General features: G+C 41.9%; 26 protein-coding genes. 25 read left to right on the forward strand and 1 reads right to left on the reverse strand.

Translation table 11 applies throughout. The features are described 5' to 3' along the window. Positions 1-33: 33 nt before the first annotated feature. The 24 genes from spoIIIAA to M1D84_RS07805 all read left to right on the forward strand — a co-directional run bounded on the left by spoIIIAA (position 34) and on the right by M1D84_RS07805 (position 22,125). Positions 34-957, forward strand: coding sequence for a stage III sporulation protein AA (gene spoIIIAA, locus M1D84_RS07690; protein WP_025092985.1), 924 nt, complete (start codon positions 34-36; stop codon positions 955-957). After that, positions 951-1,466, forward strand: coding sequence for a stage III sporulation protein SpoIIIAB (spoIIIAB, locus tag M1D84_RS07695; protein WP_024428003.1), 516 nt, complete (start codon positions 951-953; stop codon positions 1,464-1,466). Before spoIIIAA ends, spoIIIAB begins: the two co-directional genes overlap by 7 nt. Before the next feature lie 19 nt (positions 1,467-1,485). Then, a complete protein-coding gene (gene spoIIIAC / locus M1D84_RS07700; protein WP_003153142.1) occupies positions 1,486-1,692 on the forward strand; it encodes a stage III sporulation protein AC in 207 nt (68 codons plus the stop codon). Further along, positions 1,689-2,102, forward strand: coding sequence for a stage III sporulation protein AD (gene spoIIIAD / locus M1D84_RS07705; protein ID WP_087978339.1), 414 nt, complete (start codon positions 1,689-1,691; stop codon positions 2,100-2,102). Before spoIIIAC ends, spoIIIAD begins: the two co-directional genes overlap by 4 nt. Before the next feature lie 19 nt (positions 2,103-2,121). After that, positions 2,122-3,315, forward strand: coding sequence for a stage III sporulation protein AE (gene spoIIIAE, locus M1D84_RS07710; RefSeq protein WP_151862665.1), 1,194 nt, complete (start codon positions 2,122-2,124; stop codon positions 3,313-3,315). A 14-nt stretch (positions 3,316-3,329) separates the two neighbouring features. Beyond that, entirely contained in the window at positions 3,330-3,962 is a 633-nt protein-coding gene (gene spoIIIAF / locus M1D84_RS07715; RefSeq protein ID WP_024422949.1) for a stage III sporulation protein AF, read from the forward strand. After that, complete coding sequence (gene spoIIIAG, locus M1D84_RS07720) at positions 3,955-4,626, forward strand: stage III sporulation protein AG (protein ID WP_024428005.1); 672 nt, start codon at positions 3,955-3,957, stop codon at positions 4,624-4,626. Before spoIIIAF ends, spoIIIAG begins: the two co-directional genes overlap by 8 nt. Beyond that, positions 4,626-5,258 (forward strand): SpoIIIAH-like family protein, encoded by a 633-nt coding sequence (locus M1D84_RS07725; RefSeq protein WP_458106465.1) that lies wholly within the window; start codon positions 4,626-4,628, stop codon positions 5,256-5,258. The genes spoIIIAG and M1D84_RS07725 overlap by 1 nt, the downstream gene beginning before the upstream one ends. Positions 5,259-5,452: 194 nt before the next feature. After that, complete coding sequence (gene accB, locus M1D84_RS07730; protein WP_025092986.1) at positions 5,453-5,935, forward strand: acetyl-CoA carboxylase biotin carboxyl carrier protein; 483 nt, start codon at positions 5,453-5,455, stop codon at positions 5,933-5,935. Positions 5,936-5,946: 11 nt separating this feature from the next. Beyond that, positions 5,947-7,296 (forward strand): acetyl-CoA carboxylase biotin carboxylase subunit, encoded by a 1,350-nt coding sequence (gene accC, locus M1D84_RS07735; protein ID WP_024422945.1) that lies wholly within the window; start codon positions 5,947-5,949, stop codon positions 7,294-7,296. Positions 7,297-7,321: 25 nt separating this feature from the next. Beyond that, the gene (locus M1D84_RS07740; protein WP_024422944.1) at positions 7,322-7,729 is read left to right on the forward strand and encodes an Asp23/Gls24 family envelope stress response protein; all 408 of its coding nucleotides are present in this window, start codon (positions 7,322-7,324) and stop codon (positions 7,727-7,729) included. A gap of 210 nt (positions 7,730-7,939) precedes the next feature. Continuing rightward, the gene (gene nusB, locus M1D84_RS07745) at positions 7,940-8,335 is read left to right on the forward strand and encodes a transcription antitermination factor NusB (RefSeq protein WP_012010530.1); all 396 of its coding nucleotides are present in this window, start codon (positions 7,940-7,942) and stop codon (positions 8,333-8,335) included. 11 nt (positions 8,336-8,346) lie between these two features. After that, positions 8,347-9,198, forward strand: a complete 852-nt coding sequence (gene folD / locus M1D84_RS07750; protein WP_024422943.1) for a bifunctional methylenetetrahydrofolate dehydrogenase/methenyltetrahydrofolate cyclohydrolase FolD — start codon at positions 8,347-8,349, stop codon at positions 9,196-9,198. A 70-nt stretch (positions 9,199-9,268) separates the two neighbouring features. Beyond that, on the forward strand, positions 9,269-10,615 hold the full coding sequence (gene xseA, locus M1D84_RS07755) for an exodeoxyribonuclease VII large subunit (RefSeq protein ID WP_056767306.1): 1,347 nt from the start codon (positions 9,269-9,271) through the stop codon (positions 10,613-10,615). Next, positions 10,612-10,872 (forward strand): exodeoxyribonuclease VII small subunit, encoded by a 261-nt coding sequence (locus M1D84_RS07760; RefSeq protein WP_003215880.1) that lies wholly within the window; start codon positions 10,612-10,614, stop codon positions 10,870-10,872. Before xseA ends, M1D84_RS07760 begins: the two co-directional genes overlap by 4 nt. After that, entirely contained in the window at positions 10,856-11,752 is an 897-nt protein-coding gene (locus tag M1D84_RS07765) for a polyprenyl synthetase family protein (protein WP_411263509.1), read from the forward strand. The genes M1D84_RS07760 and M1D84_RS07765 overlap by 17 nt, the downstream gene beginning before the upstream one ends. A 150-nt stretch (positions 11,753-11,902) precedes the next feature. Next, positions 11,903-13,804 carry a 1-deoxy-D-xylulose-5-phosphate synthase gene (dxs, locus tag M1D84_RS07770; protein WP_034621623.1) on the forward strand — a complete coding sequence of 634 codons (1,902 nt, stop codon included), beginning with the start codon at positions 11,903-11,905 and terminating at the stop codon, positions 13,802-13,804. Then, the gene (locus tag M1D84_RS07775) at positions 13,801-14,655 is read left to right on the forward strand and encodes a TlyA family RNA methyltransferase (protein ID WP_025092991.1); all 855 of its coding nucleotides are present in this window, start codon (positions 13,801-13,803) and stop codon (positions 14,653-14,655) included. The genes dxs and M1D84_RS07775 overlap by 4 nt, the downstream gene beginning before the upstream one ends. 163 nt (positions 14,656-14,818) lie before the next feature. Beyond that, entirely contained in the window at positions 14,819-15,268 is a 450-nt protein-coding gene (ahrC, locus tag M1D84_RS07780; RefSeq protein ID WP_024422938.1) for a transcriptional regulator AhrC/ArgR, read from the forward strand. A gap of 33 nt (positions 15,269-15,301) precedes the next feature. Beyond that, positions 15,302-17,035 (forward strand): DNA repair protein RecN, encoded by a 1,734-nt coding sequence (recN, locus tag M1D84_RS07785; RefSeq protein WP_103131960.1) that lies wholly within the window; start codon positions 15,302-15,304, stop codon positions 17,033-17,035. Positions 17,036-17,235: 200 nt separating this feature from the next. Further along, positions 17,236-18,513: a SpoIVB peptidase gene (spoIVB, locus tag M1D84_RS07790; RefSeq protein ID WP_103131961.1), complete on the forward strand. Its 1,278-nt coding sequence runs from the start codon at positions 17,236-17,238 to the stop codon at positions 18,511-18,513. Positions 18,514-18,798: 285 nt separating this feature from the next. Next, positions 18,799-19,602, forward strand: coding sequence for a sporulation transcription factor Spo0A (spo0A, locus tag M1D84_RS07795; protein WP_024422935.1), 804 nt, complete (start codon positions 18,799-18,801; stop codon positions 19,600-19,602). A 456-nt stretch (positions 19,603-20,058) separates the two neighbouring features. Then, positions 20,059-21,159, forward strand: a complete 1,101-nt coding sequence (locus M1D84_RS07800; protein WP_332284156.1) for a Rap family tetratricopeptide repeat protein — start codon at positions 20,059-20,061, stop codon at positions 21,157-21,159. 228 nt (positions 21,160-21,387) lie between these two features. Continuing rightward, positions 21,388-22,125, forward strand: coding sequence for a glycerophosphodiester phosphodiesterase (locus M1D84_RS07805; protein ID WP_024422932.1), 738 nt, complete (start codon positions 21,388-21,390; stop codon positions 22,123-22,125). A gap of 36 nt (positions 22,126-22,161) precedes the next feature. Here the strand turns inward: M1D84_RS07805 and M1D84_RS07810 are convergent, their stop codons facing one another. Beyond that, complete coding sequence (locus tag M1D84_RS07810; protein ID WP_024422931.1) at positions 22,162-22,398, reverse strand: DUF2627 domain-containing protein; 237 nt, start codon at positions 22,396-22,398, stop codon at positions 22,162-22,164. Between the two features lie 149 nt (positions 22,399-22,547). On the opposite strand from M1D84_RS07810, the gene M1D84_RS07815 reads away from it, so the two are divergent. Continuing rightward, a complete protein-coding gene (locus M1D84_RS07815) occupies positions 22,548-24,620 on the forward strand; it encodes a sigma-54 interaction domain-containing protein (protein WP_024428014.1) in 2,073 nt (690 codons plus the stop codon). Positions 24,621-24,710: the final 90 nt, after the last annotated feature.

Genomic DNA, 24,710 nt, shown 5'->3' on the forward strand with positions numbered 1-24,710 from the left:
CATTTTAGAGAAGAAAAAAAGGAGGGGAATTCGTTGCGGAGTTTGTTGGATATTCTCCCGCACTCGATTGGACAAGAACTCAGGCTGCTGAAAGAGGCAGAATGGGCGCAAATAGAAGAAATCCGCATTCGCACGGATCGTCCTATTGAATTAATGCAGGGAGGAAAACCACGTTTCCTTTCTTATCGCACCACCTGGGAAGATGCGTCTCAGCTATTAGGCAGACTGAGCAATTACAGCATGTACACACTTGAGGAAGAGCTAAAACAGGGCTATATCACGATATCTGGCGGACACCGGGTAGGACTTGCTGGAAAGGTGATCGTTGAAAACGGATTTGTCAAAGGGTTAAGAGATATCTCTTCATTTAATATCCGCATTGCCAAAGAAAAAATCGGGATTGCGCTTCCTTTTCTTCCTTATTTATATGAAGAGCACTGGCACAATACACTCATCATCGGCCCCCCGCAAACGGGAAAAACCACATTGCTCCGAGATATAGCACGTCTTGCTAGTACAGGCACAAAGACTATCCCTCCTAGAAAAACAGGCATTATTGATGAGCGTTCTGAAATCGCCGGATGTATCAGAGGGGTGCCGCAGCACCATTTTGGCCACCGGATTGATGTACTCGATGCGTGTCCAAAGGCTGAAGGATTGATGATGATGATTCGGTCTATGAGCCCAGAGGTCATGATTGTCGATGAAATCGGAAAAAGTGAGGATGTCGAGGCACTTTTAGAAGCGATTCATGCCGGAGTCAACATCATCGTCTCAGCTCATGGATATTCACTTGAAGATGTATATAAACGACCTTCTTTTAAACCGTTATGGGAGCTTCGTGTGTTTGAACGATATGTTGAATTAAATCGAAACAATGGGCCTGGCACGATCGGGCGGATGTACGGCGGGGACGGCCAAGAGATGAAATGGAGGCGGGGAGTGGACGTATGTTAAAGCTCATTGGCGCTATTTTCATTGTCGCGGCCACGACTTGGGGAGGATTCGAGTTTGCCAAACGATATAGCGACAGACCTAAACAAATTCGGCAGCTGCGGTTTGCTCTCCAGTCTCTTGAAGCTGAAATTATGTATGGTCAAACCCCTTTAGCACGGGCGGCAGAGCAAATTGCAGCGCAGGTAGGTCCACCTGTAAATCAGCTGTTTGAACAATTTGCAGAAAAGCTGAAAGTGGGGACCTTTTCTGCACGCCATGCATGGAACGAAAGTCTTGAAGATGTTTGGAAAAAAACCGTATTGAAAAAAGGCGAATATGAGGCGTTGAAGCACTTTGGAGAAACACTTGGCCAGCATGATGTCACTTCTCAGCAAAAGTATATCAAGCTTGCTTTAGGCCATTTGGAATCAGAGGAGAAAGAAGCTGAAATCGCCCAAGCAAAAAATGAAAAAATGGTCAGAAGCCTTGGGTTTTTAAGCGGATTATTACTGATTCTTTTATTGATGTGAGAGGAAGGGAGTCGAGAGCATGGGCGTTGATGTAAACGTCATTTTTCAAATTGCCGGAGTAGGCATCGTCGTGGCCTTTCTCCATACGATTTTAGACCAAATGGGGAAGAAAGAGTACGCTCAGTGGGTGACGCTGCTTGGGTTTATCTACATTTTGTTTATGGTGGCAACCATTGTAGACGATTTGTTTAAAAAGATTAAAGCCGTATTTCTATTTCAAGGATAGGGGAGGGCTTACAAATCGAAATCATACAAATTGTTGGACTTGGTTTAATCGCTACTTTTTTAGCATTAATCGTCAAAGAACAAAAGCCAACCTTCGCCTTTATGCTTGTTGTTTTTACCGGATGTGTCATTTTTCTTTATTTAATTGATCAAATCTATGCCATTATCTCGATGATTGAAAAAATTGCAGCAAGTGCCGGCGTCAATATGAAGTATGTTGAAACCATATTGAAGATTATTGGCATTGCCTATATTGCGGAATTTGGCGCTCAGCTGACGAAGGATGCTGGACAAGGCGCTATTGCATCCAAAATAGAGCTAGGCGGCAAGATTCTCATCTTGGTGATGGCAGTCCCAATTTTAACAGTCATCATTGAGACGATCTTAGGAATGATCCCGTCCATGACGTAAATGAAAAGAGGTGATGACAATGAAACGGGTGACCGCTGTAATGGGATTGATGCTTTTCTTTTGGCTGATTGCTCCGCATGCAGGGGCAGAAGAAAAAGAACCTTTATCTAGTGAACAGCCAGCAGCACAGGAAGTGGCGAATGGACAGGCTGATGCACTTGAGCTTCATTCCATCAGTGACTTTTGGGAAACCATTTTGGACGAGTATGGCGGCTTTTTGCCAGAAAGCCAAAAGGGCACAGTGAAGGAAATGATTGACGGCGATAAAGAGCTGTCTCCCCAAACATGGCTGAAAGCCTTTGTACATTATCTGTTTCACGAGGTCATTGCAAACGGAAAGCTTCTAGGTACTCTGATTTTACTCACCATCTTTTGTTCGCTTTTGCAGCTTTTACAAAATGCCTTTGAACAAAGTACCGTCAGCAAAGTCGCATATGCTCTTGTTTATATGGTGCTGATTATTATTGCACTTAACAGCTTTCATGTGGCGATTTCCTATGCCACAGAAGCCATTCAAACGATGACCAGTTTTATTCTTGCTCTTATTCCTCTTTTACTAGCGCTTATTGCTTCATCAGGCGGGCTTGTCTCAGCCGGATTCTTTCATCCCGTTATTATATTTTTAATGAACACGAGCGGTGTTTTCATTCAGTATGTCGTTCTCCCGCTCATCTTTTTATCTGCAATATTGAGCATTATCAGTACGCTGACCGAACAATACAAGGTCACCCAGCTTGCCCAGCTGTTAAGAAATGTGGCAATTGGCGGGCTTGCCGTTTTTTTAACCGTGTTTCTCGGCGTCATTTCCGTTCAGGGTGCATCTGCGGCCGTTACGGATGGAATCGCTCTTCGTACAGCCAAATTCATTACCGGAAACTTCATCCCTGTCCTAGGCAGAATGTTTACAGATGCGACCGATACCGTGATCAGCGCCTCTGTTTTACTCAAAAATACAGTCGGACTAGTTGGGGTCGCCATTTTGATTTCAATTGCCGCTTTCCCGGCGATTAAAGTGCTTTCGTTAGCCCTTATCTATAAGCTTGCTGCTGCCATCCTTCAGCCGTTAGGGGGCGGACCCATCATCAGCTGTCTTGATGTCATTTCAAAAAGTGTGCTGTATATATTTGCCGCACTTGCTGTAGTGTCGCTCATGTTCTTTTTAAGCATTACCGTCATCATCACTGCGGGTAACCTGACCATGATGATGAAGTAAGGAGGGGACACCTTTTGAGTTTTCTCACGGAATGGATCACAAGTATTATTCTTTTTATCTTATTTGCGATTGTTATTGATCTTCTGCTTCCCAATTCGAGCATGCAAAAGTATGCAAAAATGGTCGTCAGCCTGCTGCTCATCGTGGTGATGCTCAATCCGATTTTTGCTTTATTTCGAGCAGATCCTGATCAAATTTTTTCAGAATTGATGAAAGGGAAGGAAGAAGCGCAGTCAGAAGAAATAAAAAATCAGATGAATTTAGAAAAAAAAGAAATACAAGCCTCTCAGCGTGCATATATTTTAAAGCAAATGGCTGTCCAACTAGAAAAAAGCGCAAAGGAGCCACTGGAGAAGGAGAGCTATGTAATGAAACACGTAGAAGTGCTGGCTGATGAGGAGCATCTGGATCAGAATATGGAGGCGGATCAATTTCGCATCAAAGCAGTTCTTTCCCCGCTCACAGGTGATGCTGTAGAAACGGTGGCAAAGGTGGACATTGATCTCTCCAAGCAAAAGGAGGAAAGCGCTGGATCTTCTAGCAAAGAGATCACGAGGGTGAAAGAGACACTTGCTGATGTTTGGAATACGAGTCCTGAGCACATCGCGCTGAACATTGAGGGAGGTGACGCAGCAGATCATGAATAACAAGGACTGGAAACAAAAGCTGAAATCATTCTTCCAGCCGCCTGAAAAAGGTGAAGGGAAACCCAAATTAACGAAGCACCATTACTTGCTGCTTGTATTCATTATCGGCGTATCTTTCATGTTAGTCAGTCAGATCTTGTCACCGCCATCAAGCAAACAACAAGCTGCTGTTCCTGCTTCTAAAAAAACATCCTCAGAAGAGCAGGAGGTATTCAAACCGGCATCCTCAGGTAAACCAAAAAATTCAATTGAGGATGTGGAGCAAGAATACGAAAATCAGCTGAAAGAAATTTTAGAGACCATCATCGGCGTTGAGGATGTATCCATTGTGGTCAATGTAGATGCAACGTCTTTAAAAGTGTTTGAAAAAAACAAATCCAATAAAAGTACAACGACCGAGGAAACAGATAAAGAAGGCGGCGTACGAAGTGTCACCGATCAAACAAAAGAAGAAGAAGTCGTCATCATCAAAAATGGCAATGAAGAAACACCAGTCGTTGTTCAAACGAAAAAACCAGAAATCCGAGGTGTCCTCGTTGTTGCTCAAGGAGTAGACAACGTTCAAATAAAGAAAACCATCATTGAAGCGGTTACACGAGTGCTTGATGTACCGAGCCATAGAGTGGCTGTTGCCCCTAAAAAAATCAAGGAGGATTCGGAATGATGTTAAAAAAACAAACGGTTTGGCTATTAACGATGCTAAGTTTAGTTGTCGTATTAAGTGTGTACTATATCATGTCTCCACAGGGTGAAAATGCAGTGACAGTAGAAGATACGAAATCAAAAGGCACTGAAGAGAAAAAAGTTGAAACAGAAAAAGGGACGGACAAAGGCATGGAAAAAGGCGCTGATAAGAAATCCACTGACAAAGAAACAAACGGCAAGCAAGAGGATATCGAAACAAGCGGTGAAGAAGGAAAGGCTGTGTCAGAGCAAACAGACGATGAGCTTTTTACAACATACAGACTAGAGCTTGAAGATAAACGAAGCAAGCAGCGCGAAGAATACAACGAAATTGTCTCCAGTGACGATGCAACAGCACAAGAAAAAAGTGAAGCATACGATCAAATGACAGCGCTCAGTGAAGCAGAAGGAACTGAGCGTCAGCTTGAGACATTGATCAAAACAAAAGGCTATAAAGATGCGCTCGTAAGTGCTGAAGGGGATAAAGTGAGCATCACGGTTCGTTCTGATAAAAAATCAAAATCTCAAGCGGCCGATATTATTGATATAGTCACAAAAGAAATGAGAGGTCTTGATAACGTAGCTGTCACTTTTGAGCCCACTAATCAATAAAAATGAACTGGCGCCCTTTGCGGAAAAGGGCGTTTTTTGATGCGGCTTGACGCCCTCTCCAAGGTGCTTATGCGAGGCGCTTCACCACAATAGTAGTTGAATTCATCGAAATCCTCCTGTAAGATGGTTATAGTATGTACTTTTAGTACTAGCCTATAATAAAAAGATAAATCCATACATAGGGGTGCAAATCCATGTTAAAAATCGAAGAAATTCATGAACTGATTAAATTAATTGATGACTCTACTATCGATGAGTTTACGTACGAAAACGAAGGTGCAAAAATCAAACTGAAGAAAAATCAAGAAGTCGTTCAGCAAGTTGCGGCACAAGCACCAGTGGCTCCTGTCCAAGCAGCTCCAGCTCAACAAGCTCCTAAAGCACAAGCTCCAGCTCAGACCGAAGCCCCTGCACAAGAGGCAGCTGCGTCTGAAAATCTGCATAAAATCACATCCCCAATGGTTGGCACATTTTATGCTTCCTCTTCACCAGAAGCAGATCCATACGTGACAACAGGTTCCAAGGTCAAGGAAAACACTGTTGTGTGTATCGTGGAAGCGATGAAACTGTTTAATGAAATCGAAGCAGAAGTAAAAGGTGAAATCGTCGAAGTATTAGCTGAAAACGGTCAGCTTGTAGAATTCGGACAACCCCTCTTTCTAGTGAAAGCAGAGTAAGGAGTACGATCATGATTAAAAAGCTATTAATTGCAAACAGAGGAGAAATCGCAGTTAGAATTATCCGCGCTTGTAAAGAGCTTGGAATTGAAACTGTTGCGGTATTTTCTGAAGCGGATCGCGATGCGCTGCATGTACAAATGGCTGATGAAGCATATTGCATCGGACCGACTGCTTCTAAAGATAGTTATTTAAATGTCACGAATATTGTCAGCGTGGCAAAATTAACAGGGACAGATGCCATCCATCCAGGATACGGCTTTTTAGCAGAAAATGCAGACTTTGCAGAGCTTTGCGAGGAATGTAATGTGATCTTTGTTGGACCAACTGCGTCAGCGATTTCCAAAATGGGAACGAAAGATGTCGCGCGAGAAACAATGAAGAATGCAGGCGTTCCGATCGTCCCTGGTTCTCAAGGAATTGTAAAAGATCTTGATGATGCTGTTTCAACAGCAGCTAGTATTGGGTATCCTGTGATTATTAAAGCAACTGCAGGCGGAGGCGGTAAAGGGATCCGTGTGGCTCGTACAGAAGAAGAGCTTATTAACGGAGTCACCATCACGCAGCAGGAAGCGGCGCAAAACTTTGGGAACCCTGGTGTCTATTTAGAAAAGTTCATTGAAGACTTTAGACATGTGGAAATCCAAGTGCTTGCAGATCAGCATGGCAATACGATTCATTTAGGAGAGCGTGATTGCTCGATCCAAAGAAGAATGCAAAAGCTTCTTGAAGAAACGCCATCACCAGCACTAAATGCAGACATCCGTGAGCAAATGGGTGAAGCAGCTGTAAAAGCAGCAGAAGCTGTTGAATACACAGGTGCTGGAACAGTCGAATTCATTTATGATTATAATGAAGAGAAGTTCTACTTCATGGAAATGAATACTCGTATTCAAGTAGAGCATCCTGTGACAGAAATGGTCACAGGTGTAGACTTGATCAAAGAACAGATCAAGGTTGCATCAGGTGAGAAGCTTTCTCTTACACAAGAGGATGTCGTATATGAAGGCTGGGCGATCGAATGCCGCATCAATGCAGAGAACCCAGAGAAAAACTTCATGCCTTCAGCTGGTGAAATTAAAATGTATCTTCCGCCAGGCGGTTTAGGTGTACGTGTTGATTCTGCCGCTTATCCGGGCTATGTGATTCCGCCATATTATGACAGCATGATTGCAAAAGTGATCACATATGGTAAGACGAGAGAAGAAGCGATTGCGAAAATGAAACGTGCGCTTCAAGAATTCGTCATTGAAGGAGTCTACACAACGATTCCATTCCACCTTAGATTGCTCGAGCATGAAACATTTGTGAGCGGTAACTTTAATACGAAGTTTTTAGAAACATACCAAATCATGAAATAATCACAGCTTTCGGAGGTGAATGATCGTGTCAGAAAACAATTTGCTTGAAATGAACCTTGATGAGGATCAATTGGGAAAAGTGCAAATTGCACCAGAAGTGATTGAAGTCATTGCTGGGATCGCCGCTTCAGAAGTCGAAGGCATTGCCGAAATGCGCGGCAATTTCGCTGCTGATGTAGCAGAACGCTTTGGTAAGAAAAATCACCGTAAAGGTGTAAAAGTAGATGTCTCTGATGAAGGCATCACAATCGATGTGTATTGTGTGGTTGAATTTGGCCTATCCATTCCAAAGGTATCCACTGCTGTACAAGAAAATATCCGTCAAACCCTTTTGAACATGACTGCCTTAACGATTAATGAAATTAACATTCATGTCGTTGGCATTCAATTTGAAACAAAAGCACCTGAGGCTGAAGTAGATCAAGAAATGTAAAATAGGGTTCAAGTGAAACCAAGGAGGCATTGCCTCTTTGGTTTTTTAAAGCCCATTTTTGAGTAATTTCCGAATATTGATAACGTGACGCGTGGATTGATTCGTTTTTCGTCACAGCTCGCATGGATCTTGGTGCGACCACGGTCAAAATATGTTATGATCTCTGTATGGCTTAACGACAAGCGGATAAAGTGGTTAAAGGAGTAAATAATGAAAAGAAGAACTGCAAGAGAAAAGGCGCTACAAACATTATTTCAAATTGATGTGAGCAATATTGATCCGAAAGAGGCCATTACACATGCGCTGGATGAACAAGAATCAGATCCTTTTTTCGAGGAACTGGTTTTCGGTGTGCTTGAACAAAAGGACAAGCTTGATGACATGATCTCACAGCATCTAGTGAATTGGAAACTCGATCGTATTGCAAACGTAGACAGAGCCATTTTAAGGCTGTCTGTGTACGAGATGGTGTATCAAGAAGACATCCCAGTTAGTGTCTCAATGAATGAAGCGATTGAACTCGCCAAATTATTCGGCGATGATAAAGCACCGAAATTTGTAAATGGTGTACTTTCGAACATTAAAAACGACCTAAAGCAGCAATAGGAGGATTCGACATGACAGCAACAATCATCGATGGGAAAGAAACAGCAAAAGAAAAACGTGAACAATTAGCAAAAGAAGTAGAAGAGCTAAAACAAAAAGGAGTCACACCTGGTCTTGCCGTTATTCTAATCGGTGATGATCCGGCTTCACTTTCTTACGTACGCGGGAAGAAAAAAGCAGCAGAAGCAATGGGCATGCACTTTCAGCTTGATCATTTAGATGCTTCTTTAACAGAAGAAGAATTGCTTCAGCTGATTGATCAGTACAATGCGAACGATCAATTCCACGGGATTCTTGTTCAACTTCCACTGCCAAAACATATTTCTGAAAAAGCCGTTATTGAACGTATTTCACCTGAGAAAGATGTAGATGGTTTCCATCCATTAAATATCGGGAAAATGCTGCTTGGAGAAGATACATTCCTACCTTGTACACCAGCAGGCATTGTTGAATTACTGAACAAAACGGGTGTCAGTCTTTCTGGAAAAGAAGTGGTTGTTGTAGGGCGCAGCAATATTGTCGGCAAACCAGTGGGACAATTGCTGTTAAACGAAAATGCAACGGTTACTTACTGCCATTCAAGAACGGCGAATATTTCAGAACATACGTTAAAAGCGGACATTTTAGTTGTTGCCGTCGGTCGAGCAAACTTTATAAAAGCTGACCAAATCAAAGAAGGCGCAATTGTCATCGATGTAGGAGTCAATCGTTTGGATACTGGGAAGCTTGTTGGGGATGTTGATTTTGAAGAAGCGAAAGAAAAAGCTTCTTACATCACACCAGTCCCTGGCGGAGTCGGTCCAATGACGATTACGATGCTTGCACACAATACGGTTAAATCAGCAAAACGTACATTAGCATAAGCTTTATCCATTCATCCACCTGCATGCTGCCGGTGGATGAATGTGCGTTTTTGAAGAGGAGGAATACGTCATGAGTGAAAAAGCCTTTGTGACGGTCACAGCCCTTACAAAATACATAAAAAGAAAATTTGATGTTGATCCGCATTTAGAAGATATTTGGATCAAAGGTGAGTTATCCAATGTAAAGATTCATTCAAGAGGTCATGTGTACTTCACCTTAAAAGACGAAAACGCACGCATGCAAGCCGTCATGTTCCAGCGTTCCGCAGCAAAGCTGCCTTTTTCACCAAAAAGCGGAATGAAAGTGTTTGTACGCGGCGGGATTCAAGTATATGAACCAAGCGGCAACTATCAATTATATGCAAAAGAAATGCAGCCTGATGGTGTTGGTGCTCTTCATCTAGCTTATGAAGAGCTGAAGAAAAAGCTGGCAAGTGAAGGCTTATTTGATGCGCGCTATAAAAAACCAATTCCTGAATATCCAGAGGTTGTTGGTGTCATTACATCCCCAACAGGAGCGGCTGTTCGAGATGTCATCACAACGATTAACCGGCGTTATCAGCAGGCGAAAATCATTGTGCTTCCGGCGCTTGTCCAAGGTGAAAATGCCGTCCGTTCAATCGTAGAGCGGATCAAAGAAGCAAATGAAAAACAGATCTGTGATGTCTTGATTGTCGGAAGAGGAGGCGGTTCGATCGAAGAACTTTGGGCCTTTAATGAAGAAGCTGTCGCAAGAGCAATCTTCGCATCAGACATTCCAATCATTTCTGCAGTGGGGCATGAAACGGACTTTACGATCAGTGATTTCACTGCAGACATGAGAGCACCCACACCAACAGGAGCAGCCGAGCTCGCTGTTCCAAGCACAGCCGATTTAATAGAACGAATCAAATCCATCGACATTCGGCTTACAAGGGCCGTGAAGAACCGAACATCACAAGCGAAAGACCGTCTTGTGGCGCTGCAATCCTCTTATGCCTTCCGTTTTCCAAAACGATTGCAGGAGCAAAAAGAGCAGCAATTCGATTTGGTATTTGACCGTTTTCAAAAACAGCTGACGAGACAAATTGAACAAAAACGCAGTCAACTAGACCGCCAGACATACAGGCTGAAGCCGCTTCATCCAAAAGAGCAGCTGCTTCAGGCGAAAAAACGCCACACCAATGAAACAGAACAGCTCATCCGCAGCATGAATGTGCAAATGAAAACAATTCATTCGCAGTTCCAATCTGTTCTTGGTAAACTAAATGCATTAAATCCACTTCAAGTGATGGAAAGAGGCTACAGTTTAGCCTATAAAGACAATGAACTGATTAAAAGTGTGAACCAAGTCGATACGAAGGATCAATTGGCTATCACCATGAAGGATGGACGTCTGATTTGTGAGGTTATTGAGAAGGAGGGGCAATCATCATGACAGAATCAAATAAACAAAAAGAAGAACAAATGACATTTGAAGAAGCGATGAAAGGTCTTGAGGAGATCGTTGGGAAGCTCGAAGAAGGAGATGTACCACTTGAGCAAGCCATTCATTATTTCCAAGAAGGCATGACACTTTCAAAGCTTTGTCATGAAAAATTACAGCACGTTGAAAAGCAGATGGATTTCATTTTAAAAGAGGACGGTGAACTGGCTCCTTTCTCGGTGAAGGAGGCAGATGCTGGTGACAAGTAATTTGCAGGATTTTTTAACAACACGAAAACAGGCCATTGAAGATTATTTATTTACATATGTTCAGGAATTGAAAATTCCAGAAGAACTAAAATCTTCGATGCTTTACTCTCTTGAAGCTGGAGGGAAAAGACTTCGCCCTGTTCTCGTTCTTGCTTTATTACATGCTTACGGAAAAAACGAAGAAGATGGCATACCGGTTGGCTGTGCTGTAGAAATGATTCATACGTATTCATTGATACATGACGACCTTCCTTGCATGGACGATGATGACCTTCGCAGAGGAAAGCCGACTAACCATAAAGTATACGGGGAAGCAACAGCGGTTCTCGCTGGTGATGCACTTTTAACGGAAAGCTTCCGCCTCATTACATCGCAGCTATCTAGCAGAGTCTCTTCTGACCAAAAGCTTAGAATCGTAGATGAGCTTGTGCGGTCAGCAGGTGCACTAGGAATGGTTGGCGGTCAATTTGATGACATGGAAGCAGAGCAAAAACAAGTCCCGCTTGCTGAACTAGAATCCATTCATGCCCGGAAAACAGGAAAGCTTCTCACATTCAGCGTCACAGCAGGTGCAATGCTGGCAGGAGCATCAGATGAGGATATCGAAAAACTAAGAGAATTCAGCTATCATATTGGCATTGCTTTTCAAATCCGTGATGACATTTTAGACCTCGAAGGAAGCGAAGAAAAAATAGGAAAACGAGTCGGCTCTGATACAGCGAATGAAAAGTCGACATATCCTTCTTTATTAACGCTTACAGGAGCAAAAGAAAAGCTGCACGAGCACATCACACGTGCAAAAGAAATTGTCTCAAATCTTGAATTAGAGCAGCAATTGCTGCATGAGTTATGTGATCTGATCGCCTCAAGAGATCATTAAAAACAGCCTAGATTTGAGGGTCTTCGAGCAATTGTGGTAAACTGTAAACAGTTTATCATGATGAGACAACTCTTATTCCCGCTTGGTTTTCATCGGAATAAGGCATTATATATGTAGATAGAAATTTTGTTGAAAGCGAGTTGATCCTGATTGGATCTTTTATCAATAAAAAATCCAACGTTTCTAAAAGGAATGTCAATTGCAGAATTAGAGGAGCTTAGTGCTGACATTCGCATGTTTTTAATTGAGTCCTTGGCTAACTCTGGCGGGCATATCGGTCCAAACCTGGGTGTCGTTGAACTCACGGTTGCCCTTCATAAAGTATTTGACAGCCCGAAAGACAAATTCCTTTGGGATGTTGGACATCAGTCTTATGTTCACAAGCTGTTAACTGGAAGAGGGGCGGAGTTTGATACACTTCGTCAATATAAAGGACTTTGCGGTTTTCCTAAACGAAATGAAAGTGAGCATGATGTTTGGGAAACAGGCCACAGCTCAACGTCATTATCTGGCGCGATGGGTATGGCGGCGGCGCGGGATATTAAAGGGACAGATGAATATATCCTGCCGATTATCGGAGATGGTGCATTAACCGGAGGTATGGCGCTTGAAGCTCTGAATCATATCGGTGATGAAAAGAAAGACATGATCGTTATCTTAAACGATAATGAAATGAGTATTGCACCAAACGTCGGTGCAATTCACACCATGCTTGGCAGACTGCGCACAGCAGGCAAGTACCAATGGGTAAAGGACGAGCTCGAGTATTTATTTAAGCGGATCCCAGCTGTAGGCGGAAAGCTTGCTGCCACAGCAGAGCGTATTAAAGACAGCCTCAAGTATTTACTAGTGTCTGGCATGTTCTTTGAGGAAATGGGATTCACTTACTTAGGTCCTGTTGATGGACATTCTTATGAAGATCTTTTTGAAAACCTTGAATATGCAAAGAAAACAAAAGGTCCTGTCCTGCTGCATGTCATCACGAAAAAAGGAAAAGGCTATCAGCCGGCAGAATCCGATAAAATCGGGACTTGGCACGGCACAGGTCCATACAAAATTGATACAGGTGATTTTGTAAAACCAGCAGCTGCTGCACCGTCATGGAGTGGTCTTGTCAGTGAAACAGTCAGAAAGCTTGCGCGGAAAGATGAGCGAATTGTGGCCATCACGCCTGCGATGCCTGTTGGCTCAAAACTTGAAGGCTTTGCAAAGGAATTTCCAGAGCGAATGTTTGATGTAGGAATTGCTGAGCAGCATGCAGCCACAATGGCAGCTGGGCTTGCGACGCAGGATATGAAGCCATTTTTAGCGATCTATTCAACATTCCTGCAAAGAGCTTATGATCAAGTGCTGCATGATATTTGCCGCCAAAACCTCAATGTATTTATCGGAATTGACCGTGCGGGTCTTGTCGGTGCAGATGGAGAAACGCATCAAGGTGTGTTTGATATTGCCTTCATGCGTCATATGCCGAATATGGTGCTCATGATGCCGAAGGATGAAAATGAAGGCCAGCACATGGTCAATACAGCCATTCAGTATGATGACGGTCCTATTGCCATGCGTTTCCCACGCGGAAATGGTCTTGGCGTGAAAATGGATGAACAGCTGAAAACCATTCCGATTGGGTCCTGGGAGGTTCTTCGTCCAGGGAAGGATGCCGTCATTTTAACATTCGGTACGACGATTAAAATGGCGCTGCAAGCAGCTGAGGAGCTTCAAAAAGAAGGGAAATCAATTCGTGTCGTCAACGCTCGGTTTATTAAGCCGCTTGATGAAGCGATGCTACATGACATTCTTTCTGAAGGGATTCCGATTTTAACGATTGAAGAAGCTGTGCTTCAAGGCGGGTTTGGCAGTAGCGTATTAGAATATTTACACGACAAGAAAGCATCACATATCAAAGTAGAACGTATGGGTATCCCAGATCAATTTATTGAGCATGGAAGTGTTGATGCCCTGCTTGAAGAAATTGGACTGACGAAAGCACAGGTTGCTGAGACTTTACGTGACCTGCTTCCAGCAGCACCAAGAAAAGGAATTGGATCATGACATCAAAGAAAGAACGACTTGACGTTTTATTAGTCGAACAAGGACTAATGGAAACAAGAGAGAAAGCAAAGCGTGCCATCATGGCAGGGATCGTTTACTCAAATGAAACCCGTTTGGATAAACCAGGCGAGAAAATTGCTCGTGATACGCCGCTTACAGTGAAGGGGAACCCTCTCAAATACGTAAGCCGCGGCGGGTTAAAGCTTGAAAAAGCGCTTAAAGAATTTGATCTGACAGTTGAAGGGAAATTGCTGATTGATATTGGCTCATCAACAGGCGGATTTACAGATTGTGCTCTTCAAAATGGAGCAGTCAAATCATATGCTGTAGACGTTGGCTACAATCAGCTTGCGTGGAAATTAAGGCAGGATGACAGGGTTATCGTCATGGAGCGCACCAATTTCCGCCATTCCGTTCCAGCTGATTTTACTGAAGGATTGCCAGAAGTGGCATCGATTGATGTATCTTTTATCTCACTCAAACTCATTCTGCCGGCTTTAAAGCATATTCTTGTACCGGGTGGTGACTGTATTGCGCTCGTCAAGCCTCAATTTGAAGCAGGCAGAGAGCTTGTTGGGAAAAAAGGCATCGTGCGTGAGCCGTCTGTCCACCTTGGTGTACTAGAAGAGATGAATCAATTTGCTGCAAAAGAAGGCTATGATGTAAAGGATGTATCATTTTCGCCTATCACTGGTGGAGATGGAAATATTGAATTTCTGCTTCATTTAGTGCTTCATCCTGATCAAGAAGAAAATGCGGCACTCCCTGCTTCAGAACTTGAGAAGGTCGTCAAGGAAGCCCATTCCGTATTGAAAGAAAAGAAAAACAGCCCTGAGCCGGCTGACACATGAAATCATTGATACTAAAGGAATAATAGCTCGCTATTATTCCTTTTTACATGGTCAAAAGACAAGAATTGGCCGTATCTCACGTAATGCTTGTTTTTTGAAGTGTGCATCATATAACATAGAACGTAAAGACAAACTGAGAATGAAACGCCTAGGGGGGTCAAATATGAATAAAGGTCAAAGGCATATTAAAATAAGAGAAATCATTGCAAGCCAAGAAATTGAAACACAAGATGAATTGGTCGATATTTTGAAAGCCGATGGATATAACATCACACAAGCGACCGTTTCTAGGGATATTAAAGAATTACATTTAGTGAAAGTTCCGACGAACAATGGAACATATAAATACAGTCTTCCTGCAGATCAGCGGTTTAATCCGCTGTCAAAGCTGAAGCGGTCTCTAATGGATGCATTTATTAAAATGGATGCTGCCAGTCATTTAATTGTTCTGAAAACAATGCCGGGTAATGCTCAGGCGATTGGTGCTTTAATGGATAATTTAGATTGGGAAGAAATTATGGGAACGATATGCGGGGATGATACGATTTTAATCATTTGCCGCACCCCAGATGATACAGAGACAGTTTCGAGCAAAATTTTAGAGCTTCTATAAAGAATCAGGTTTACTAAAAGAGGTGTCAAATGAGTGTTAGCAGAACTAACCATTAAAAACTTTGCAATCATTGAAGAGTTAACGGTTTCATTTGAAAAAGGACTCACAGTTCTAACGGGGGAAACAGGTGCCGGAAAATCCATCATGATTGACGCTGTCTCACTTCTCGTGGGAGGAAGAGGATCCTCTGAATTTGTCCGCTACGGTGAAAAAAAGGCAGAGCTGGAAGGGCTTTTTCTTGTACCAGCCGATCACCCTGTATTTGCTCTATGCGAAGAGCAGGGAATTGACGCATCAGATGAAATGATGATCCTCCGCCGTGATATTAATAGCAGCGGGAAAAGCATTTGCCGGATTAATGGAAAGCTTGTCACCATCTCACTTTTACGGGAAGTAGGACGGCTTTTGCTTGATATACATGGACAGCACGATAACCAGCTGCTCATGGAAGATGAAAATCATCTGCATTTGCTCGATCAATTTGGAGCAGAAGACATTGCACCGGCTCTCTTGCAGTATCAAGAAGCATATGATCAATATATGAAGACGGCTCAAAAGCTAAGGCAGCTGTCTGAGAATGAGCAGGAAATGGTGCACCGCTTAGATTTACTGCAATTTCAGCTAGAGGAGATTGAGGCGGCACAATTAGAGCCGGGAGAAGATGAGAAGCTTCAGGAAGAGCGTCATCAAATCAGCAACTACGAAAAAATCTATTCCTCACTCCAAAACGCGTATAACGCCTTGCGTAATGAGCAAGGAGGACTAGATTGGGTTGGTATGTCCTCAAGCGAGCTTGATCAGGTGTCTGAGATCAACGATGATTTGAAAAAGCTATCTGAACAAGTGTCGAACTCCTACTACTTATTAGAGGATTCAACCTTCCAAATGCGAAGCATGCTGGATCAATTAGAATTCGACCCGGCTCGTCTTGATTTTATTGAATCCAGGCTGAATGAAATGAAGCAGCTAAAACGAAAATACGGCACAACCGTTGAGGAAATTTTGGAGTATGCGGCGAAGATTGAAGAAGAAATAGATCAAATCCAAAATCGAGACAGCCATCTGCAGACGCTCAAAAATAAATTAGATGCGATGAGCCGTGATGCCCTGCTCGAAGCACTTAACGTTTCGGAGCTGCGTAAAAAATGGGCCAAAAAGCTAGCGAAGCAAATTCAAACAGAGCTCAAGGATTTGTATATGGAGAAGTCATCATTTGACACAGCTTTTTCTGTTCGATATGCGCCATTTGGCAGCACCGATTGTCCGCTATTAGACGGAAAACCTGTGCAGCTCGGGAAAAATGGAATCGACCAAGCCCAATTTGTCATTTCTACAAATACAGGCGAACCGATGAAATCTTTATCGAAAGTAGCCTCAGGTGGAGAAATTTCACGTGTCATGCTCGCTGTGAAGAGTATTTTCTCAGCTAAACAAGACGTCACATCCATTATTTTCGATGAAGTTGATACAGGCGTCAGCGGCAGAGTGGCACAAGCCATTGCTGAGAAAATTTACAAAGTTGCTTCTGGATCACAAGTGCTCTGTATTACACATCTGCCTCAAGTAGCCGCAATGGCTGACACACATCTCTTCATTTCGAAACGCTCGAAAGCGGGCAGAACACTGACGAGTGTCAAACCATTAAGTCATGAAGAAAAAGTGAGTGAAATTGGCCGGATGATTGCCGGTGTGGAAGTGACTGAGCTGACAAAACAGCATGCAAAAGAACTATTGCACCAAGCAAATGATGTCAAAACAACAGGGTAGCTGAATCATCAGCTGCCTTTTTTATATGTTGTGTAAAAGCCGGCGTATATACCCATAAAATCGTCTTTTTCTTTTATCAATTTATCCAATCATTTTCTAAAGCTGCCGGTTATAAATCCTCTCGAAGAAGGCAAAAGTAAAGATGTAGCCAAAACATGAGTGTTCTGGTGTGGGTAAGGAGCGAGGAGAGTGAAAAATGAATGCCCGAAAAGATGAGAAAAGCCATTGGTGTGATTCTCCTTGTTTCTTTAATAAGTACAGGGTTTATGAGCATAGTGAAGGAATACATCAGCATTCCAACAAATATTGCTGTATTTGAAAAACAGAAGCACTCAATTGACACATCGATTGAAGCGTCAGCCAATGCTTCTTCACCAGCCTTTAGCCTTTCAGAGAAAAAGAATCAGCTGGATATTACAGGACAAAAGGCGGGAAAAGCCGAAATTGTTTATGATTTTAAAGGATTTCCTATTAAGAAAACAAAAGTTGACGTTCTCCCTGAATTAAAAGTCATTCCTGGAGGTCAATCCATTGGCGTCAAGCTCCACTCTGTAGGAGTTCTCGTTGTAGGTTTTCATCAAATCACAACAGCAGACGGCAAAAAATCACCAGGTGAAGCCGCAGGCATTCAATCAGGGGATATGATCATTGAAATCAATGGTCAAAAAATGGAGAAAATGAATGACCTCACCCCATTTATTCAGAAAGCAGGGAAAACGGGTGAAACGCTTCGTTTGCTCATAAAGAGAGATCATAAAACCTTTCAAACAACATTAACACCCGCAAAAGATGCAAGTGAAGGCATCTATCGAATTGGTCTTTACATTCGTGATTCTGCAGCAGGAATCGGCACGATGACCTTTTTCGAACCTTCATCTAAAAAATATGGTGCCCTTGGGCATGTGATTTCTGACATGGATACAAAAAAACCAATTGTTGTCGACAATGGTGAAATTGTTAGATCAACCGTGACATCGATTGAAAAAGGTACAGGAGGCAATCCTGGAGAAAAATTGGCGAGATTCTCTTCCGAAAGAAAAACAATAGGAGATATCTCCCGCAACAGCCCTTTTGGTATCTTTGGTACGTTAACCGAAAAGCTTGAAAATCATGTAGCAGATAAACCACTTCCAGTCGCTTTATCAAATGAAGTAAAAGAAGGCCCAGCAGAAATTTTAACCGTTGTGGATCATGATAAAGTGGAGAAGTTTGATATTAAAATCGTCAGCACAACACCGCAGAAATTCCCAGCAACTAAAGGAATGGTATTGAAGGTAACAGATGAGCGGCTCTTAAGCAAAACGGGCGGAATCGTCCAAGGAATGAGCGGAAGCCCCATCATCCAAAATGGCAAAGTCATTGGAGCTGTCACACACGTATTCGTCAATGATCCGACTAGCGGGTACGGCGTACACATTGAATGGATGCTGTCAGAAGCAGGAATCGACCTTTATCAAAAAAACAAAAAAGCAAGCTGATCATCAAACTGCCGTGAATCTTCCGGCAGTTTTTTTCTACCCTTTCTTTCTCTTCCATCATGTTATAAAATAAGGAAAAAGAGATTTTTCGACAAAATGGAAAAAAGCATGTTGTCAAATTGCAATAATCGTCGATTCGTTAAGAAAAACGTAGAAAAAGCTAGATAATGCTCTATTATTCGGAAAATTAAAGTTTTTTAAAGGGGATAGCATGGTTTTGTCGAATTGAACACTCAGAAGAGAAATGCAAAAGACTAAAGGAATCGACATTGGGGAGGAAAGAACGTGGAGAAAATTAAAGTGTGTGTAGCTGATGACAATCGAGAGCTTGTTGGCCTTTTGACAGAGTATATTGAGGGACAGGAAGATATGGAAGTACTTGGCGTGGCGTATAATGGTCAGGAATGCCTGACATTATTTAAAGATAAAGAGCCCGACGTTCTCCTCTTAGACATTATTATGCCTCATTTAGACGGTCTTGCTGTACTAGAACGCCTCCGTGAAAACAATGAAATGACAAAACAGCCAAGTGTGATTATGCTAACGGCATTTGGACAAGAAGATGTCACGAAAAAAGCAGTTGATTTGGGCGCATCCTATTTCATTTTAAAGCCATTTGATATGGAAAACCTAGTAGGTCATATTCGTCAAGTCAGTGGAAACGGCACACAAGTTACCCATCGCTCTTCATCAATCCAAAACAGTGTTCTTCGTAACAAACCTGAACCGAAACGTAAAAACTTAGATGCGAGCATTACGACCATTATTCATGAAATTGGCGTGCCCGCTCATATTAAAGGCTATTTATACTTAAGAGAAGCCATTTCTATGGTGTACAATGACATTGAGCTTCTCGGAAGCATCACTAAAGTGTTGTACCCAGACATTGCAAAGAAATTTAACACGACTGCCAGCAGGGTAGAACGAGCGATTCGTCATGCCATTGAAGTCGCTTGGAGCAGAGGAAACATTGATTCCATTTCCTCACTCTTTGGTTATACTGTCAGCATGTCAAAAGCGAAACCAACCAATTCAGAATTTATTGCCATGGTAGCTGATCGTCTGCGTTTAGAGCATAGAGCAAGCTAGTATCTTTTTCATGAAAAAACGTTTCTTCATTGAGACGTTTTTTTATTTTGAAACATGTTGTCAAAAATTGGTTAGGTTGATAAAATCATCTTAATGTTTAAATTGGACAAACGGGCTGCTTTATTTTCAGAATAAAATGAAAAATAAAGCATGAAAAAAATAAAAAAGACATAAAGTAGTGGTAATCAGCTGCGCCAATCGATCATGAATTCTTCAAAATAGAAGAAGAAAACGCTCATTCGTAAGAAAAAGGATGAGAGGAAAAGGTCTCATGGATTTGGTAATTAAAGTAAACGAGATCGAAAGTTCTATTTCTATTGACCTGATTGGTTGGCGTTTTAAAGTCACTGGCTTCTTAGAGATTGTGCCATTTGAACTGAATATTCCCATTGTCGAATTTAATAATTTTCACATTCTTTTACTATGCTATAATAATGAAAAGAAGAGGGTGAGGTTATGGGAAAGCTGAAAATCCACTCTGCTGAGGTTGCGAACGAAATTAGCAAGTGGACGAGGGTCATTTCTCAGAATGACTTAGAAAAATCTGCTGTCTATAAAGAGAAAATTCAGAATTTGCTAAAAAATACAGATGAAGACCGTGAAGTTCTCCTTTATTATCAGCTTGTTGACGGCAGACATGAAATGTTACTTGGAAATATCGAAAAAGCCAATCAAATTATGAAAAGTGTCGGAACGCTCGATGAGAAGGCAGATGACATTATTAATTTTTATTTTTACTTTTACAAAGGCCAATATGCTGCATATGTGAAAAAGTATGATGAAGCCATTAGCTTTTATAAAATTGCAGAACAGCGGCTAAAACGTGTGAATGAAGACCTGGAAGTAGGAACTTTTCACCATAAGGTTGCTTCGATCTATTACGAACTGAAACAAAATTTCATATCCATTAATCATATTAAAAAAGCCATCGATACATTCAAAGCGCATGAAGAGTACACAGCGCAGGCGATTGACAGCTTAATTTTACATGCAAGTAATTGCATTGATTTGTTCCAATTCGATGAAGCAGAGAAAAAGTATAAAGAAGCTCTTGAGAAAAGTAAGCGCATTAACAATGAAGTGCTGATTGGGAAATGCTATCACAATTTAGCGGTTCTTTATTATGCAAAGCATGATTATGAAAAAAGCGCACATTATGCCAAAAAAGGAATGGGCATTCAAATTCATCGTGACAATAGCCATTATTACATCCAATCTTTATATGTTCTGGCCAATGCCTTGGTTCATTTAGGAGATCAAGAGGCGAGGGAATATATTAAAGAGGGTATTTTGTATAGTCGCGATATCCAAAATAATGAATATATAGTAAAATTTGAAATTTTGGATTTGATGTGCGAGAATAGTGGGGCAGCAGACGTATTCTCAGAAAAATTAGACTACATAGAAAAAAATAGATTATATGTGGAGCTTGAGGATTTGTCTGAACAAATATCGAAATACTTCAAGGAACGAAATGATTATCAAAATGCCATTCGTTTTCTTGAAAAGAAATTCGATGCACAAATACTTCAAAAGAAAGTGGAGGTTATCTTATGAAAAAGTTGTTGTTAGGTGTAACCGTTGTTACAGCAGTCGCAGTTGTTTCTTCCCTTTTTGCTCTTGACGCAGAGACGACAGAGCAAGCCATCAGAGCGATTACGTGATCGAATTTATCTGTCAACCTCTTCGTATGAATCAGAAGAGGTTTTTTTTATGCGCTCAAAACTGGAAAAACGAAAAAAGACACGTCATAATGTAAGGAAGCATCATATTTAGAGGTGACCTATGACGAAAATTTTTGCACACAGAGGCTTTAAAGGCATTTATCCTGAAAACACCATGATAGCCTTCGAGCATGCACTCCATTCGGGAGCTGACGGAATTGAGCTGGATGTTCAGCTGACGAAAGACGGTAGACTTGCTGTCATTCACGATGAGAAACTGAACAGAACAACGAACATGAAAGGTTTAGTAAAAGACCATACATATGAAGAATTAAAAGCGGGAGATGCGAGTCATTCTTTCTACGAAGAAACCGGTGCTGTATCCATTCCTCTTTTGGAGGAAGTATTAGAGCTAGTGACGCAGCAATCATCATTGATCATCAATATTGAACTAAAAAACTCCATTTATCGATATCCGGGTATCGAAGAGAAAGTAAAAAAACAAATCGAGCATTTTCAAATAGAAGACCGTGTACTTGTTTCATCGTTTCATCACGGCAGTTTAGCTCTTTTTCACAAACTGATGCCGCATGTTGAACTTGCGGTTCTCACAATGGATGTGATTCATCAGCCGGAGATGTATATAAAAACAGTACCAGCAAGGGGCTACCATCCAAATATCAAGGGTGCCGGCGTGACCAAAGAGGTTGTGGCAGCTCTCCATGCATCTCAGCAAGTGATCAGGCCGTTTACAGTAAATAGTGAAAAGCAAATGAAAAACATGTTTTCCTTAGGTGTCGATGGCATTTTTACTGATTTTCCTGACCGAGCCGTGAAAATAAGAGAAGAAATGAAATAAAGACCTGCTCTAAATCAGCGGGTCTTTTTTCACGTTTTATCTCTGCTTAAAGCGGGCAGTCACTTTATTTCGTTTACGGTCTCTATATAAAATAAAGCCAGCCACTACATAAAGACCTCCCCCTAAAAATAACAACCCTGCAATTCCTTGCAGCCATAAATATGGAAATGGTGCAATGATGATGCCGAAAACAGTGTCACGCAGCAGCTTAATCCCAAGTGCTGCAAGCGCGCCAGGTATTAAAATAATCACTAGTGCAAGTATTCTCCCCATCAAATGTCCCCTTAAACGTCATTTACTTCCATTGTCTAATTCAAAAAATATTTTGTCAAGAAAGGAAAACGTGGTAATATAAGAGTTGTGCAATTTTTTGCAACGGAAAAATATGGTGTGCAAATTTTTTCATATAAAGGGGTAACGGGATGCAGAGAGTCTTGATTGTCGGTGCAGGACAGGGTGGATCAGCATTGCTTGAAACATTGCTGAAAACAAATATGATTCAAATCATTGCGATCGCCGACCTTGATCTTGAGGCACCGGGGATGGTAGAAGCGAAAAAGAATGGAATTGATACGACAACGGATTGGAAAGAATACATAAAAGATGACATTGATATCATCATTGAAACAACAGGCAGTTCAGCAGTGCTGAAAGAACTAATTGAAAAAAAGCCAGAGCACGCAGTCATTGTTCCAAGTTCAATGGCTTACGTGATATCAGAATTAATGTCAGAAAAACAGCAGCTGATCCAAATATTAAAGGAACAAACCTATAAGCATGACCGCATTTTTAATGCAACGAACGACGGGATGATTTTTATAAACATGAATGAAGAAGTCGTCCTGTTTAATCGATCAGCGGCCAAAATGGTTGGATGTTCGCAAAAAGATGCGATTGGCCGTCATATACGAGAAGTGATCCCAAATACAAAGCTTCCCGACATTTTAAGATCGAGAGAGCCAGAATTTAATCAAAAACAATTTTTGAATCAGCAAATACAAATTGTTACAACGCGTTTGCCGATTATTGATGACGCGGGGAGAATGCTAGGTGCTTTATCCATCTTTAAAGATATTACAGATGCCGTTGAGCTTGCGGAGGAAGTAACCAATCTTAAAGAAGTGCGAACGATGCTGGAGGCGATCATTCAATCGTCGGATGAAGCCATATCAGTTGTTGATGAGCAGGGAAAAGGGATCTTAATCAACCGGGCTTATACGAAAATGACTGGATTAACAGATAAAGAAGTTGTGGGGAAACCAGCAGGTGCAGATATTTCTGAAGGAGAAAGCATGCATTTGAAGGTACTTGAAACAAGAAGACCCGTTCGAGGCGTCAGAATGAAAGTCGGACCGAATAAAAAAGATGTGATTGTCAACGTAGCGCCAGTCATTGTTGATGGCATTTTAAAAGGCAGTGTCGGGGTCATTCATGACGTATCAGAAATTCAATCACTCACAAATGAATTAAATAAAGCAAGGCAGCTCATCCGTACACTTGAAGCAAAGTACACATTTGAAGACATCATTGGAGAGAGTGAGCAAATGCTTGTGGCGCTAGAGCAGGCGAAGCTAGGCGCGAAAACGCCAGCCACCATTTTACTCCGGGGAGAATCAGGTACTGGAAAAGAGCTGTTTGCGCACGCCATTCATAATGAAAGTGACCGAAAATATAATCGCTTTGTACGGGTCAACTGTGCAGCCTTATCTGAGACCCTTTTAGAGTCAGAGCTTTTTGGCTATGAAGAAGGAGCATTTTCTGGTGCAAGGCGAGGCGGGAAAAAAGGGCTGTTTGAAGAGGCGAATCAAGGCAGCATTTTTTTAGATGAAATTGGCGAAATGACGCCAAGTACACAGGCGAAGCTGCTTCGTGTGATGCAGGAGAAAGAAATAGTAAGGGTAGGCGGAACAAAGGCTATACCGGTCGATGTTCGTGTGATCACGGCGACAAATGTCAATATTGAAAAAGCGATGGCGGAAGGAAAGTTCAGAGAAGATTTATATTATCGAATGAACAGATACCCGATCTCCATCCCGCCGCTAAGGCAGCGCCTTGAGGATATTGACTCGTTAAGCAAACGTCTCATCCAAAAGATCAATTTAGACTATGGACGGAACGTGAGCGGGTTAACGGAACAGGCACTTAATAGACTGCGATCATATAAGTGGCCAGGAAACGTAAGAGAGCTTGAAAATGTACTTGGACGAGCCATGATCTTTTTGAACCCGCAAGAAGAATGGATTGATGAAGGGCATATTTCTTTCATGGAGTCAGAAGATCAGGAAGAAAAAGAGCAGCAGGAACTGACTGTCAGTCAATTTGAGGGAGAGACGCTTTCGGATGCTGTTGAGGCATTTGAAGCGCAGCTGATTAAACAAACCCTTGAAAAGCATCAATTCAATCGCACGAAAACAGCGAAAACGTTAGGGATCAGCATTCGGAACCTTTACTATAAAATGGACAAATATCAACTTGCAAAAGATAGCATGCAATAAAATGCATGTAACCTGCAAAAGATTGCACGAATGTCATGCGAATTGCCTCATATTCACTGCATTTCAAACTGGCACGGAACTTGCATATAA

This window comes from Bacillus sp. PK5-006 (genome assembly GCF_054161415.1).